This is a genomic window from Streptomyces sp. NPDC014734 (assembly GCF_043083325.1).
Classification (GTDB): Bacteria; Actinomycetota; Actinomycetes; order Streptomycetales; family Streptomycetaceae; genus Streptomyces.
This window is the reverse complement of record NZ_JBIBYN010000011.1, coordinates 223,029-236,598: the sequence shown is the minus strand read 5'-3', so window position 1 is coordinate 236,598 and position 13,570 is coordinate 223,029. Positions and strand designations below refer to the sequence as shown.

Annotated in this window: 12 protein-coding genes, 1 tRNA gene and 1 riboswitch; of the genes, 9 read left to right on the top strand and 4 right to left on the bottom strand. The window is 70.3% G+C overall.

Features of this window, described 5'->3' with window-relative positions:
- Window positions 1-179: 179 nt before the first annotated feature.
- A complete protein-coding gene (locus tag ACF1CT_RS19780) occupies window positions 180-1,025 on the bottom strand; it encodes an MIP/aquaporin family protein (protein ID WP_391785166.1) in 846 nt (281 codons plus the stop codon).
- A 206-nt stretch (window positions 1,026-1,231) separates the two neighbouring features.
- Here ACF1CT_RS19780 and ACF1CT_RS19775 point away from each other — a divergent pair, with 206 nt between their 5' ends.
- The 3 genes from ACF1CT_RS19775 (at window position 1,232) to ACF1CT_RS19765 (ending at window position 3,826) form a co-directional block, all read left to right on the top strand.
- Window positions 1,232-1,660 carry a hypothetical protein gene (locus tag ACF1CT_RS19775; protein WP_391785165.1) on the top strand — a complete coding sequence of 143 codons (429 nt, stop codon included), beginning with the start codon at window positions 1,232-1,234 and terminating at the stop codon, window positions 1,658-1,660.
- 104 nt (window positions 1,661-1,764) lie between these two features.
- The gene (locus ACF1CT_RS19770; RefSeq protein ID WP_391785164.1) at window positions 1,765-2,454 is read left to right on the top strand and encodes a DUF305 domain-containing protein; all 690 of its coding nucleotides are present in this window, start codon (window positions 1,765-1,767) and stop codon (window positions 2,452-2,454) included.
- Window positions 2,455-2,866: 412 nt separating this feature from the next.
- Window positions 2,867-3,054, top strand: a riboswitch (cyclic di-AMP (ydaO/yuaA leader).
- Window positions 3,055-3,058: 4 nt separating this feature from the next.
- Window positions 3,059-3,826 (top strand): transglycosylase SLT domain-containing protein, encoded by a 768-nt coding sequence (locus tag ACF1CT_RS19765; RefSeq protein ID WP_391785163.1) that lies wholly within the window; start codon window positions 3,059-3,061, stop codon window positions 3,824-3,826.
- A gap of 204 nt (window positions 3,827-4,030) precedes the next feature.
- On the opposite strand, the gene ACF1CT_RS19760 is transcribed toward ACF1CT_RS19765, so the two are convergent.
- Window positions 4,031-4,348 carry a hypothetical protein gene (locus ACF1CT_RS19760; RefSeq protein ID WP_391785162.1) on the bottom strand — a complete coding sequence of 106 codons (318 nt, stop codon included), beginning with the start codon at window positions 4,346-4,348 and terminating at the stop codon, window positions 4,031-4,033.
- Window positions 4,349-4,698: 350 nt separating this feature from the next.
- Here ACF1CT_RS19760 and ACF1CT_RS19755 point away from each other — a divergent pair, with 350 nt between their 5' ends.
- Window positions 4,699-6,096: an APC family permease gene (locus ACF1CT_RS19755; protein ID WP_391785161.1), complete on the top strand. Its 1,398-nt coding sequence runs from the start codon at window positions 4,699-4,701 to the stop codon at window positions 6,094-6,096.
- A gap of 214 nt (window positions 6,097-6,310) precedes the next feature.
- A complete protein-coding gene (locus ACF1CT_RS19750) occupies window positions 6,311-7,183 on the top strand; it encodes a DMT family transporter (protein ID WP_391785160.1) in 873 nt (290 codons plus the stop codon).
- 97 nt (window positions 7,184-7,280) lie between these two features.
- Here ACF1CT_RS19750 and ACF1CT_RS19745 read toward each other — a convergent pair whose 3' ends face one another.
- A complete protein-coding gene (locus ACF1CT_RS19745) occupies window positions 7,281-7,871 on the bottom strand; it encodes a lytic polysaccharide monooxygenase (RefSeq protein ID WP_391785159.1) in 591 nt (196 codons plus the stop codon).
- Window positions 7,872-8,305: 434 nt separating this feature from the next.
- Between ACF1CT_RS19745 and ACF1CT_RS19740 the strand changes: the two genes are divergently transcribed.
- The gene (locus ACF1CT_RS19740; protein WP_391785158.1) at window positions 8,306-9,622 is read left to right on the top strand and encodes a HEAT repeat domain-containing protein; all 1,317 of its coding nucleotides are present in this window, start codon (window positions 8,306-8,308) and stop codon (window positions 9,620-9,622) included.
- Window positions 9,623-9,749: 127 nt separating this feature from the next.
- Window positions 9,750-10,562 carry an SMI1/KNR4 family protein gene (locus ACF1CT_RS19735; RefSeq protein ID WP_391785157.1) on the top strand — a complete coding sequence of 271 codons (813 nt, stop codon included), beginning with the start codon at window positions 9,750-9,752 and terminating at the stop codon, window positions 10,560-10,562.
- 92 nt (window positions 10,563-10,654) lie between these two features.
- Here ACF1CT_RS19735 and ACF1CT_RS19730 read toward each other — a convergent pair.
- Window positions 10,655-10,727 (bottom strand) — tRNA-Ala (locus ACF1CT_RS19730).
- Between the two features lie 188 nt (window positions 10,728-10,915).
- On the opposite strand from ACF1CT_RS19730, the gene ACF1CT_RS19725 reads away from it, so the two are divergent.
- Window positions 10,916-11,773 carry a Gfo/Idh/MocA family protein gene (locus tag ACF1CT_RS19725; protein WP_391785156.1) on the top strand — a complete coding sequence of 286 codons (858 nt, stop codon included), beginning with the start codon at window positions 10,916-10,918 and terminating at the stop codon, window positions 11,771-11,773.
- Window positions 11,774-12,675: 902 nt separating this feature from the next.
- Complete coding sequence (locus ACF1CT_RS19720) at window positions 12,676-13,524, top strand: sterol desaturase family protein (RefSeq protein WP_391785220.1); 849 nt, start codon at window positions 12,676-12,678, stop codon at window positions 13,522-13,524.
- Window positions 13,525-13,570 lie beyond the last annotated feature (46 nt).

Here is a 13,570-nt window from a genome sequence, read left to right as displayed (position 1 = left end):
TCCCGACCCGGTCGAGGGTGCGTTCGACCGCCCTCGCCCCGTTCCGGCAGCTCTCGTCGCGCCGTTCCTGGACCCACCGCGGTTCCCGGCGCCGCGACGCTTTCCGTCCACGCGCGGACCCCGTCGACGGCCACGGTCCGGTGGCCCTCCAGAGCCCGCGCCCGGCGCCGGACCGGTCGTCACTTCTCCGGCGGCGTGGGAATGCTGCCCTCCGGCTCGGGTTCCGCGGCGGGGATGAAACGTCCCACGAGGTGCTTGTACAGGAAGGCGCCGACCAGGCCGCCCACGAGCGGGCCCACGATCGGGACCCAGTAGTAGAAATTCCCGTACTGGTCCCGCCAGGCACCTTTGTATCCGGTGAGGAAACTCGCCAGCCGAGGGCCGAAGTCACGGGCGGGATTGATCGCGTAACCCGCGTTGGTGCCGAACGCCATACCGATGGCCACCACGATGAGCCCCACGACGAGCGGACTCAGATTGGCCCCCGGCGGAGTGTTGAGGAGATCGGTGACCGCGAAGATCAGCAGGATGAGAATGGCGGTACCGATGATCTGGTCCCGCAACGCACCCCATTCGGACACGGGAAGTGCGGTGTTCCCGTTGGCCGGAAGCGTCGAGAAGACGAATTGAGTCCTGATGGTGTGTCCGGGATCCGCCCTCGCCAGGGCCTCGGTGTAATTCCAACGCACCACCAGGGCACCGACGAAGGCCCCCACGAGCTGCGCGAGGGAATAGGGGACGACCTTTCTCCAGGGGAAATCCTTGAAGGCCGCGAGTGAGAGTGTCACCGCCGGATTGAGATGTGCGCCGCTCAGCCTGCCCGCCACATAGACGCCCAGGGTGACCCCGAGCCCCCACGCCCAGGCGATGCTGTCGTGATTCCCGAGGCCGCCCGGCGGGTCGGTGAGTGCCCCGCCCGCCACGACCTGGGCGACCACGCCGCAGCCGAAGAGGATGAGAACCAGCGTTCCGGCGAATTCCGCCGCGAGTTCCCCGCCGATTCCCGACAACTTGAGCCGCTCCATGGGCATCTCGCTTCCCGGGTCATGGCCGGTGGCGGCGTTGATCCAGATTTGAGCGTAAATGCCGGGAACGGGTTCCGCATGCGGTGGCGGAGGGCGGCGTGCGACGCGTGCGCGCGGCGGTGGGGTCCCGCTCGGGAGGCACACCCCGTGGGGGTATGGTCGCTCCGTACCACAGGGCTCGTACGAACGAGGATGCCGAGGCAGCCGTGAATCGCAGAGGGGCACGCGCACCGGGAGCGTCCCGGCTGCTCGTCCTGTGCGCCGTCCTGTGCGGTGTGTTCCTGATGCACGGGGCTCCGGCGAGCGCGGCGGGGGGCTGCCACGACGCCATGGCCATGAGCGCGGCTCCCTCCGCGCCCATGCCGACGGGGACCGGCCACCTCGCCGAGCCGGACGAACGCGCCGCGCACGGCGCCGTCCGCGCGGCCCCCGCGCCGCCCGGCGCGGCAGGCGAGTCCTGCGTGTCGACCCGGGCCCGTGACCGGTCGCTGCCGCCGTTGACGGTGCTCGGGTCCGTGGCCCCGGCCGCGTGGGTCCTTCCGGGGCGCACCGCGGCCCCGGAAGGACCGGAGCGGAGGGGGCCGCCGTACGCGGGAAGAGGGCTGTTGCTCCAGGTGTGTGTCGCGCGGACGTGACGGGTGGTTCGCCGGACCGGGCCCCGGGCCGGGTCCGGCAGGACGACCCACCCTTCTCCCGCGCGTCACCGATGTGGCGCCGACCACCTGGAAAGACACCTGTGATGTCTGTTTGTCCCACCCGTTCCGTTTCTCCCGCCCGTTCTGCGGTCGTCCGCCGCACATCGGCCGCCGTCGGCACGCTCGCCGCACTCGCCCTGACGCTGACGGCCTGTGGCTCCCCCGGCGGTTCCGGTTCCGACGGCCCGTCCGCGCCGGGCACGGACCACGGTGCGCCCCGTGCCACCGTGTCGGCCGCCCCCGGCGGTGCGTTCGGCGACGCGGACGTGGAGTTCGCGCAGCAGATGATCCCGCACCACCGCCAGGCCGTCGAGATGGCGGAGCTCGCCGACGGCCGTGCCGCCGATCCCGAGATCAAGGAGCTGGCCTCGGCCGTCAAGAAGGCCCAGGACCCCGAGATCAGCACCATGACGGGCTGGCTGAAGGCCTGGGGCGAGCCGCTGCCCGCGGCCTCGATGGGGGACATGCCCGGTATGCATCACGGCCCGGACGGTGCGGGCATGCCCGGAATGATGTCCGGCGAGGACATGAGCGGTCTTGAGGCCGCCGAGGGCAAGGACTTCGACAAGAAGTTCGCCCGGCTCATGATCGCGCACCACGAAGGTGCGGTCACCATGGCCGAGAAGGAACGGAAGGACGGCCGCAACGCCGAAGCGAAGAAGCTCGCCGGTGCCGTCATCACCGCGCAGACCGCCGAGATCGAGCAGATGAACAAGATCCTCGCCAGGCTTTGAGGGTGATCGCGCGGGGCCGTCCGTCGTGTGGTGACGGGCGGCCCCGCTCCGTGGCGCGCTCGGAACGGGGCTCCGGCCGCGGGGTCGGGGGGAAGGGCGCAGCCAGCGAGGAGATGTCACCCTATGGGCGTTTTGCGTCTTATGTGCGTTCTATTCTTTAATGATTGATTTGATGCGTGGTGCGACCTTTGGGTGCAAGGTGAAATGCCCCTTTCGTGAATCCGTGGTGTGAGTCACGTAAAGACGCCGGCGCGGCCCGGCCGACGGCCCGGACCCCTTTCGCGCGGGGGATATTGACTTCGCGGTGTGAGATGGATTACTGCGAATTGAATGAATTGATCATGTGAATCAATGTGATCAAAAAATGGGGGCTTGTTTCATTCCGCTTTTCTCGCCTACGGTCACCGTCAATCCGGACGGAACGCCGAATCCTGCCGCCGTCCGAGATCCCGACCCACTTCACGTACGGCAGGAGCGGGGGAACCAGGTAGGCCGCCGGTCCGGTATCCGGGCCGGCTCGGGGTGAAGCCGCATTCGCGTGCGGCCGGACATCTCCAGTCCGAACCCGACAGCTCACCTCGCAGGCGGCGGAGAGGAATTCGCCATGACCGCTACGGGCAAGTACCGTCGCCACTCGTTCATTTCGCCGACCCGCGGCATCATTGCCGCAGCGACGGGCGGAATGGCCCTCGTGCTCCCGCTGATCGGCGCCGGCTTCGCCTCGGCCGCTCCGGCACAGGCCGCCACCGCCGCCAAGGCCTCGGCGCCGGCCTCGTCCGTCGTCGGACAGGTCTCCGCGCGGAACGCCGCGCCCACGACACACTCCGTGATCGCGGGCGACACCCTTTCCGGGATCGCGCGGAAGTACTCCGTCGAAGGCGGCTGGCAGAAGCTGTACGAGGGCAACCGAGAGGTCATCGGCGGCAACCCCGCCCTGATCGTCCCGGGCCTGAAGCTGGTCGTCGCCGGGGCGGGATCCGGCGCCTCCACCGCGGTACCGGCCGCGAGCGGTGCCCCGGCCGCGGCCGTCACCGCCGCGCCGGTCGTGTACACGAACAACCTGGACGGCTGGATCAGGGAATCGCTGTCCGTCATGGCCCGCCACGGCATTCCGGGCAGCTACGACGGTATCCACCGCAACATCCTGCGCGAGTCCTCCGGCAACCCCCGGGCCGTCAACAACTGGGACTCGAACGCCGTCGCCGGAACGCCCTCCAAGGGCCTCCTCCAGATCATCGACCCGACGTTCCGCGCCTACCACGTGCCCGGTACCGCGCTGGACAGCTACGACCCGGTCGCCAACATCACCGCGGCGTGCAACTACGCCGCCGCCAAGTACGGTTCGATCGACAACGTGTTCGGCGCCTACTGACACCCGTCCGCACCGGCCCGGCGCCGTTGCGACGAGGACACGAAACGCCCCCGCGGAAGGCCGAGAGGCCCGACGCGGGGGCGTTCTCGCGTTCTCGTGTTCTCGTGTTCTCGCGTCCTCACGGACGTCGCGCGACGCGGTGTGCGGGATGCGGGGTGCGTTCCACGGCACCCCGGTCGCCTTCGCCCGCGACCGGCGCGTCCCTCACTCCGGGGCGCTCCGGGTCGGCCGCCCCGGCGACCGGAGCGGTGGCCGGGGAACCGTGGCCGCGGCTCCCTCCCGGACCGACCGCACCGCCGCGTCGTGGAGGCGTCTGCTGTCCTCCTCCGAACCGCAGGCCACGGGGCTGCCCGACATGGTGAACCAGTCGATAGCGCCCGTGTACTGCACGGTCACCTGGGCCATGTCGTCGGCCCAGGTCGTATGGATGGTCAGGTCCCCGGTCAGGACACCGACCTCCTCCGTGAGCACGCCGCCGTGCCCGGAGAAAACACCACGAGTCGTCCATGACGCCCAAGCCATACATCCAGGCTGGCACCTGGTCGGGCAACGCGCGACCCGCGAACCGTGCCACCCGCGCGTCCCGGGGCCCCGGCGCCCGTTCCGGATGCCGGGACGAGCGAAACTTTCCGCCCCGCCCGACTGCGGTTCCCGCACCCACCGACTCCCGTACGAGATGACGCACTTTTGGCGTCAAACCGTCGTGACACTGCGCTTTGGCAACGAATTCCGAAGGTAAACAGCTCTTGACCTACGGAACTCGTCGAGATTGCATGTCGCGCTGGGAGCGACGAAAACACCCACCACGTCCCTCGTCTGGAGGCGATACCGCTCCCTGTTCGAACACCGCACCTGTCGATCGGAAACGCACGATGACCGAAACGCTCAGCGCTCCCCAGGCGCTCGCACCGGCGACCGGCCCCACCCCGCAGAAGCTCAAGCGTTCCATCGGCGTCGTGGGCGGAACACTGCTCACGCTGTCCTGCGTGACGCCTGCCTCGACCCTTTTCGTGGTCGTACCGGACCTGTTCTCCAGCCTCGGCACGTACACCGCGCTCACCATCGCCGTCGGCTCGCTGCTCTGCGTCGCCGTCGCCTTCTGCTACTCGGAGCTCGGCACCCTGATCCCGAGCGCCGGCGGCGAGTACGCCATGGTGTCGACCATGGCGGGACGGCTGGCCGGATGGCTCGTCTTCGTGCTGTCCCTGCTCGTCGTGATGATCGTGCCCCCGGTCATCGCCATGGGTACGGCCGACTACCTCGCTCCCCTCGTGCACATCCCGGCCCCCGTCGCGGGCGCCGGTGTCATGGTGCTGGCCACCCTCGCCGGTCTGCTGGACCTGCGGGCCAACGCGTGGATCACCGGGATCTTCCTCGTGCTGGAAGTGATCGCCGCCGCCGTCGTGGCGGTTCTCGGCTTCGCGCACTCCGAGCGCGGGGCCTCCGCGCTGGTGCACGGCCAGGTCGCGTCGTCGAGCGGCACGACCTCCACCGTCACCGCGATGATGGTGATCTCCGGACTCGCGATCGCGCTCTTCATCACCCAGGGCTTCTCCACCGCCGTCTACCTCTCGGAGGAGCTGGAGAACCCGCGCCGCAACGTGGCCCGCACCGTGCTCGCCACCCTCGCCATCTCCACGGCGGTCATCCTCGTACCGGTCATCGCCATCACGTCGGGTGCCCCGGACGTCGCGGCACTGACCTCGGGCGACCTCAACGCCATGATCGTCACCTGGTCCAACTCGGCCGTCGGCACGTTCGTCAGCCTCTGCGTCGCCCTCGCCATCATCAACGCGGGCATCGTCATGGTCATCCAGAATTCACGGGTCCTCTTCGCCTCCGCCCGCGACAAGGCATGGCCCGAGCCGGTCAACAACGCACTGTCCCGGCTCGGCCGATTCGGTTCCCCGTGGGTGGCGACGCTGGTCGTCGGCGTGCCCGGCGCGGCACTCTGCTTCGTCAACCTGGACACCCTCTACGGAGTCACCGGCGTCTCCGTCACCGGCATGTACCTGCTGGTCGCGGTCGCCGCCCTGCTCTGCCGCCGCGGCACCCACCGAGAGGCGCCCGCCTGGCGCATGCCCCTGTGGCCGGCGATCCCCGCGCTGCTCATCGTGGTGCTCGCGTACATCCTGATCCAGCAGGAGGCCGAGTACCTGCTGTGGACCGGCGGGATCACCGCGGTCGCCACGCTGTACTGGGTGCTGTACCTGCGCCCCCGGCCGCGTACCCGTTGGCTGGTCAGCATCCCGGAGGACGCGCAGCCCTGACGGAAGGCGGGACCCGTCGAACAGGGCGCGACCCCCACCGGACGGACAGGGCGATGGACGCCACCGGCGCGGCGCACCATGATGGGGGCCGGGCGCGGACCACGGCTCTGCGGACGAAGGAGAACCACCGGTCGGCCCGGGGGCGGCGCACGCGTTCCTGATCCGGTCCCGTCGCGCCCCGTCCGTCCGTTCCGCCGCCCAGAAAGGCGCTGCCGTGCCGGTCGTCCTCGTGCTGCTGCTCGCCGGGACGTGGCTGCTCTCCGGCTCCCTGGTCACCGGAACCGATCCGCTGATCGTCGCGGTGGGCCGCACCGCGGTCTGCTGCGCGGTGCTCACCGCCGTCGCCGCGACGCGTCCGGGCGGCCGGGCCGATCTGCGCCGGGCCGCCGCACGCCCCGGCACCGTATGGCTGCTGGGCCTCCTGGGCTTCGCCGGTTACGCGGCCGGGACCCTCCTCGCCATCGAGCGCATCGGAACCTCGCTCGCCAATCTGATCGTCGCGCTGATGCCCTGCGCCTCGGTGGCGGTGGGCGCGATGTTCTTCGGCGAGAGGTCCGGGGCGCGCAGGTCGGCCGGGGCGGTGCTGGCGTGCGCGGCGGCTGCCGGATACGCGGCACTCGGCGCCGACGTGGGAGACATCGACCGGGTGGGACTGCTGCTGGTGTCCGCCGCGACCGTGGCCTTCGCGGTGTACGGGTTCCTGTACCGGGAACGGCTGCCGGGGCTGCCGCCCCTCGCCGTGCTCCCCGTGCTGCTCGCAGCGGCCACCTGCCTGCTGCTGCCGATGTCCCTGCCCGCGCTGATCTCCCACCCGCCGTCACCTGCCGCCATCGGCGGCATCGTGCTGCTGGGCGCGGCTGTCTACGCCCCCGCCTATCTCGTGCAACACCGGCTCATCCTGGTGCGCGGCCCGGTCTTCACGGCCGCCGTCCAACTCGCCGTGCCGTTCACCGTGCGTCTCGGCGACTGGGCCCTGCACACCGCGCCCGCGCCGTCGGCCACCGAACTGCTCCTTCTCGCCGTGTGCTGTGCGGGCATCGCCCTCGTCACCGTCCGGCCGAACGGACGCCTGAGGACTGCCCAGTGAGAGGGGCGTCCGCCGACGGACGCCCCGAGGGGCGAACCGCCGACGGACAGGTGCGGCCCGGTGCCGGGTCCCGGGCCGCACACAGGTGCGTCTCGGCTCAGAAGTTCACGTCCGAGCAGGCGTAGAACGCGTTGCCGGTGTCGGCGATCGTCCAGACGCCGAGGATCAGGTGCTTGCCCGACTTCTGCGGCAGCACTCCGGAGTGACTCACCGTGGAACCCGGCAGACGTCCGCCGAACGGAACGGTCAGGAACGGCTGCGGGTCCAGGTCGGCCCGGGTGAGCGGCTTGGTCGGGTCGTATCCGTCCTTGGTGATGTAGTAGCGGAAGTCGGTCGTGGCGTGCCGCGCCTCGATCTGCCAGCGGAAGGTGTAGTTCTGTCCGGCGGTGACGTTGGTCGCGGGCCAGTTGCCGCCGCGCGGGTCGTCGAGTTCGGAGAAACGGCCGATGCCTCCGGCGCAGATCGTGCCGTCGACGGGGCCCCGGGCGGGGAAGCCCTTGGGTCCCTCGACGCTCGGCGGCTCCCACTGGACCTGGCCGCAGTTGCGCACGGTGCCGTTGCCGCAGAGCTGCTGACGGCTGATCGGGGCGTCGGTGTATCCGTGGCTCTGGGCGGTGCCGCCGGTGGTGAGGACGGAAGCTCCGACGATGCCGAGCCCGAGCAGTAACGAGGTGATCCTTCTGCGCATGCTTCGCTCCTGGGGAGGTGTGGGGGCGCTGCGGGACGAGTGGGGGAGCCGCACCTTCCTCCACTAGGTCTAGACCAAGTTCGAGACTAGCCAGGGCCGGTTGGTCATGTCCATACCATTGGCGGGAGTGCGGTGAGGGAACCGTCCGCCGTGTCCGTGCCCCGGAAGCCGTCGCGGAATGGACAGAAGGGACCGGAAGAGGGCGAGGTACCCGCGACGGACGCCGCGAGGAGGCCGAGGGGTTCCTCCCGGATCCTGAACGCGGAACTCGGACCGGACCTCGGACCGGACCCGGCACGGGAACGGCACCGGCACGCGCGGCGCGGAACCGCACCACTGTGCCCAACGGGCCCGGCCGAAGTCCGCCACGGCCCGGACGAGCCCCGCGTCGATCGACGACCGGCGATGTCATACCCCTGTGCGACGCTGATGGGATGCTTGAGACATTTGACACCGTCGACTGGGCGAACCTGCCTCACGCCTATGGACCCGCCACCGACGTGCCCGGCCAACTCCGTGCGCTCGGCTCGGCCGAACGGGGCGTCCGCGAAAAGGCCCTGGGCGAGCTGAACGCGAACATCGTCCACCAGGGCAGCCGATACCTGGCCACCGCTCCCGCGGTGCCCTTCCTCCTGGAACTCCTTGCCGATCCGTCGACGCCGATCGGGCCGGAGATTCTCGGTTTGCTCGCCCGACTGGCGATCGGTGACGACCATTCCCCGCTCGACGGATACGCGATCTCCGTCCTCCGGGAGGCGGCCGAGGGTGGGCCGGAGTTGCTGGCGGACGCCGCGGCGCAGGTGTCCATGGCGCAGGAGCCGCATCCGGCCCGACCGGAACCCAGTGCGGATACCGAGTGCGAGGACGAGGAGGAGGACGAGGAGGAGGACGAGGACGAGGAGGACGATCTGCTGCCGATCGAACGGTACGTGGAAGACCTTCCCCACGAGGAGCAGACACGGATCCACGCCTTCGTCGAACTCGCCGCGTACGACGCCGTGCGCGCCGGGCTGCCCCTTGTGCGGAGCCTGCTCGACGCCGAGGACGCCGCTGTCCGTACCGCGGCCGCCCACCTCCTTGCCTGGTTCCCGGAAGAAGCCGCCACGGCCCTTCCCGCACTGGAACGAATCGTCGGCGATCCCGACCCGGTCGTGGCCGCCACGGCCCTGGTCGCCGTCGGCCGGCTCGCCGAACCCGGCCCGGCGCGGGCGCCACGTCTGCTGGACGACGCGCTGGACGATCCCAGGGACCTGGTCCGCTGGGGGGCGGCCACGGCGCTGGCCCGGCTGAACGGACCGCGGGCGGACCGGGCGGTCGCCGACGCGCTCCGGGAGAGAGTGAGCCGGGACACGGAACGAGGCGAGGAGGTTCCGTTCTTCGACGGTGATGTCCGCGGATACGCGGCGCGGTCACTGTGTCTGTTGGGTGACGACCACATCGACGAGACCCTGACCACGCTGCTGGCCCGCCTGCCGGAGATCTCCGGTGGCGAGGCCCTGCACGTGGCCGGGGCGGCGCTGCGACTTGCCTTTCCCGAACGGCCGTTGTCCGCCGGGACACCTTTCGCGACGCTGCACGACCGTCAGCGGCGGCTGATCCGCGCACTTGCCGATTCGCCCGGCACCTGGCGGCTCGGCGGCAGGCCGTTCGGCAACTTCGCCGCGCTCATGCGGACTTACGGGCTGCCGACCGAGGTGGACGCCCTTGCCGCGTACGCGACCGGCGCCAGGACCGAGGGCTCGACGGGGTGAGGCGCGCGGCGGGCGGAGAGTCCGGCGCCCGCGCACCACGGACACGCCCGGGACCCGCCGCCCACGGTCCCGCGGGACCGTCCTGCCGCGTACCGCTCCCGAGGCGCGACCTGGCAGACTCCGGGACATGACACCGGACTTGACCCGACTGCGCGACCTGATCGAGGCGTCGCCGCAATTCCGTCGCGGGCCGGCCCCCGCGGCCTCGGACAAGGAGATCCGCGAGGCCGAGGCGCGGGTCGGACCGCTGCCGCCGTCGTACCGGTGGTGGCTGGCGGAGTTCGGTCGCGGCCGGGCGGGGGCCGCGGACCTGGCCGTCGTCGTGCCGAGCGGAAGCACGGACGGAGCCGGTGAGCCGGACGGCACGGACGGAGTGCTCGACACGTACGACATGTACGAGGCCATCACGGCCGAGTGGCGGCTGAGCGGGGACAGACTGTGCTTCGCGGTCGAACCCGACTGCGGTGACAGCTACTTCTTCGCCCTGGACCGGCGCGGGGAGGCGGGGGACGGCGAGTGTCCCGTGGTGCGCCGTGACGGATCGGACGGCGACGAGTACCCGGTGGCGGAGTCCTTCGCCGGTTTCCTGGCCGTGCGGGAGGCGTTGTCGCGCGGACTGGGAGACGGGCCGAATCCCACGATCGCGTGTCTGTGGCGGTCGACGCCGGGCGTGCTGTTCGACAACGGCGTGCTGGTGTACGGGCCGCACCGCATCGGGGAACGCAACGAGAGCTTCGAGGTCGCCCGGCACGCGCCCGACTGGGTGATGGTCGGGGAGGACGGCGCGGGGCAGGGACTCTTCATGCGGCATCACGGCCGGGACCGCACCGGCGTCCACCGCCTCGATCCGACGGTGATCGACGACGACATCGCCGCACAGGGCGATCTGCTGACGGACGACCTGCTCGGCTGGCTGCGCGCGGGTGCGCCGGGAGTCTGACCCGGAGGGCCGGTCGGCATGACGTCCGGCACGGGTTCGTCTTCGTCCCGCCGGACACGACCGTGGCCCCCGACGGGCAGATGCCCGAAGGGCGGGGCCGACCGGATTCGAACCGGCGTCTTCCCACATGCCGTGAAGGCGCGACGACCACTGCGCTACAGCCCCACCCGCGGGGATCCTATGCCGCATGGCCGGAGCCTGCCCAACCCGCACCGGGTGCGCGTGGACACCCGCGGGCGCGGAACAGCCGGAGGGCCGGGACGGGCCGCCCGCCCGGCCGCCGGGCGGAGGGCTCCCTCACGTCCGGCGACCCGGGGATCCCCAGTCCGTGGGCGTGGAGATAGCCTCTCCCGATGCGCATCGGGATCGTTGGCACCGAGAACAGCCACGTCGACCACATCGTCCGCCACCTCAACGTCCACCGGGCGGGCGGCGATGCCCGGGTCGTGGCGCTCAGCGGCGGTCGTGACGCACGCAACGACGCGCTCGCCGCCGTCGGCGGGATGACGGTCGTCGCCGCCCCCACGGACCTGCTCGGCCTGGTGGACGCCGTCGTCGTCGCGGACCGGTACGGCGCGCACCACCGGGACCACGCGCTCCCCTTCCTGGCCGCGGGGCTCCCGGTGTTCGTCGACAAGCCCTTGGCCTGCACCGTCGAGGACGCCCAGGTCATGATCGACACCGCGCTCGCCCATGACGCGCCGCTCACGTCGTTCTCCGCGCTCCGCTGGATACCCGACGCGGAAAGGCTGGTGGCCCGGTCCTCGACCAGCGGAAGGCCCCATGCGGTCGTCATGTCCGGGCCCGCCGACCCCGAGGGCGAGCACGGCGGAGTCTTCTTCTACGGTATTCATCCGGTCGACCTCGCGCTGCGGCTCGCCCCCGGTGAGATCGGCGACGTACGCACGGACACCACCGCTTCGACGGTCACCGCCTCCTTCACGGCGGGGGACACCCGTGTCGTCGTCAACCTCGTCCGTCCGACCGACACGCGACAGATCCCGTTCCACGGAATGGCACTCACCCGGGACACCATGGTCGAGCAGACCCTCACCCTCGACGCGAGGTACTGCGTGCCGGGTCTGGAAGTGTTCCTGGACATGGTCCGGACAGGAAGGCCGCCGATCGCGTACCCGGACCTGCTGCGTCCCATCGAGGTCCTGGAGTCCGTCGCCACCGACCTGCGTACCCGGCGGACGCCCGCCCCATGAGCGGACGGCTCCGGCCGCCCGGCCGGAGCCGCGTCCCCTCCTCCCCCTCCCTTCCGCGCTCATCCGGTCCGGCGGGCGGCCGTTCCTCCGGGGAACGCGAACCGCGCCGCGCCGGGGTACGTCCCCCGACCTCGCCTTCCGACAGGGCGTCGCCCCGAAGGCTGTCACCGGTCCGGTGCTTATGAGCCACGTCGGCCCCTGACCACCTCCGGTTCCCCGCCCCGGTCCCTCGGCAGCGGGGCCGCGGCCCGGCCCGGTCCCGTTCAGGTCCGTCACTCCGTCAAGTCCGTGACCGAAACGCGCGGTTACGTGGACTTGGCGTCGATTTCCCCGTCGGTACGACAGGGCTTTCGGGCTCGGCACGCCCTCCTCGGATTTCCCGTCGCTCCCCGGCGGGGCAGAACCGCGCACATCGAACTTTAAAAAATATGAAAGCCGAATAGGCAATCAATATTATTAATAACCCACTTGGGTGTGGCGCGAATTATTCACATTCCGCCCGACTGGTCCGTCTGGTTCATTGAAAAACGGACGAGCGATGGCCGCTCCGTGATCGGGCGGCGCCCTGATACGCGGCTTGATTCCGACGATTGGGAACGCCGCGGGAGGAAAAGAAGAGAGCGGGTTTGCTCGGCGTCCCTGCTCGGGGCGAGGCCCATGGAAAATCCCATATCTGTCTCCGTGCATGAATCGCCCGTGCGGGGCGAGCGGTGTTCTCCGCGTTCGCCCGCATGCCCGCGGGAAGGCGTCAGTTCCTCCTTCGGGCCCGCGCGTTCTCTGTACCGGATTCCTTCGTGAAGGTGCTACGGATGGAAAAGTTCGAACCGACGCCCGGTGGCGATCCGGAGCCGGGCCCACCCCCCGTGCAGGGGAAAGGTTCCCCCGCGGGTCCGGTGCGCGGTCTGCTCCGCGTGCTCGCGTACCCGGTCCTGCTGGTCGCCGCGGTCTCGGTGGCCGTGGTGGCGTTGTGTCTCGACTGGGCCCCGGACCATGTGAGCCCGCTCTTCCTGCTCGGCACCATCGCGTATCTCACCGTTCTCGAACGCCTGATTCCCTATCAGCGTTCATGGCATCCCGACCCCGGCGAATGGCGTTGGTACGGCGTCTACTTCCTGCTCACGATGGTGTCCAGCGCCCTGGCGCAATATCTGGTCACCGCGGCCGTGGCCGTGGTGAGCCCGGACGAACCCGCGCTGAATCTCTGGGTGGAGATCCCCGGTGCTCTGCTGACCGGTTCGCTGGCGAGCTACCTCGTGCACCGGCTGGGCCACACCAACCCGATATTGTGGCGCCTGCACGGCGTTCACCACGTGCCACAGAAAGTCAACGTCGCCAATAACGGCGTCAATCACGTCCTGGACATCGTCCTCTCCCAGGGGGTCGTCCAGCTTTCCCTGGCACTGATCGGCTTCTCGCGTGAATCCGTCCTCGTCGTGGGACTTTTCGTGGCCGCCCAGGGCTATTTCGTCCACGCGAACATCGATGTGCGGATCGGCCGGCTCAACCATGTGCTCGCCAGTCCCGAACAGCACCGCCTGCACCACAGCACCGATCTGTCCGAGGCGGGCCACTACGGCTCGGACCTGTCGATCTGGGACCACCTCTTTGACAGCTACACCTGGCGTCCCGGCCGGGAACCGGTCGCCGTCGGGCTCAGCGATCCCGCCTCGTTCCCGCCGACCGGTGCCGTCGCCACCACCCTTCTCCACCCCTGGCGCCGAGCCAAGAGGGCCGGGCCCGGTTCCGCCTGACCGGTTCCGCCCTTCCGGGAGGCCGTACGGCCCTCCCGCAACCATG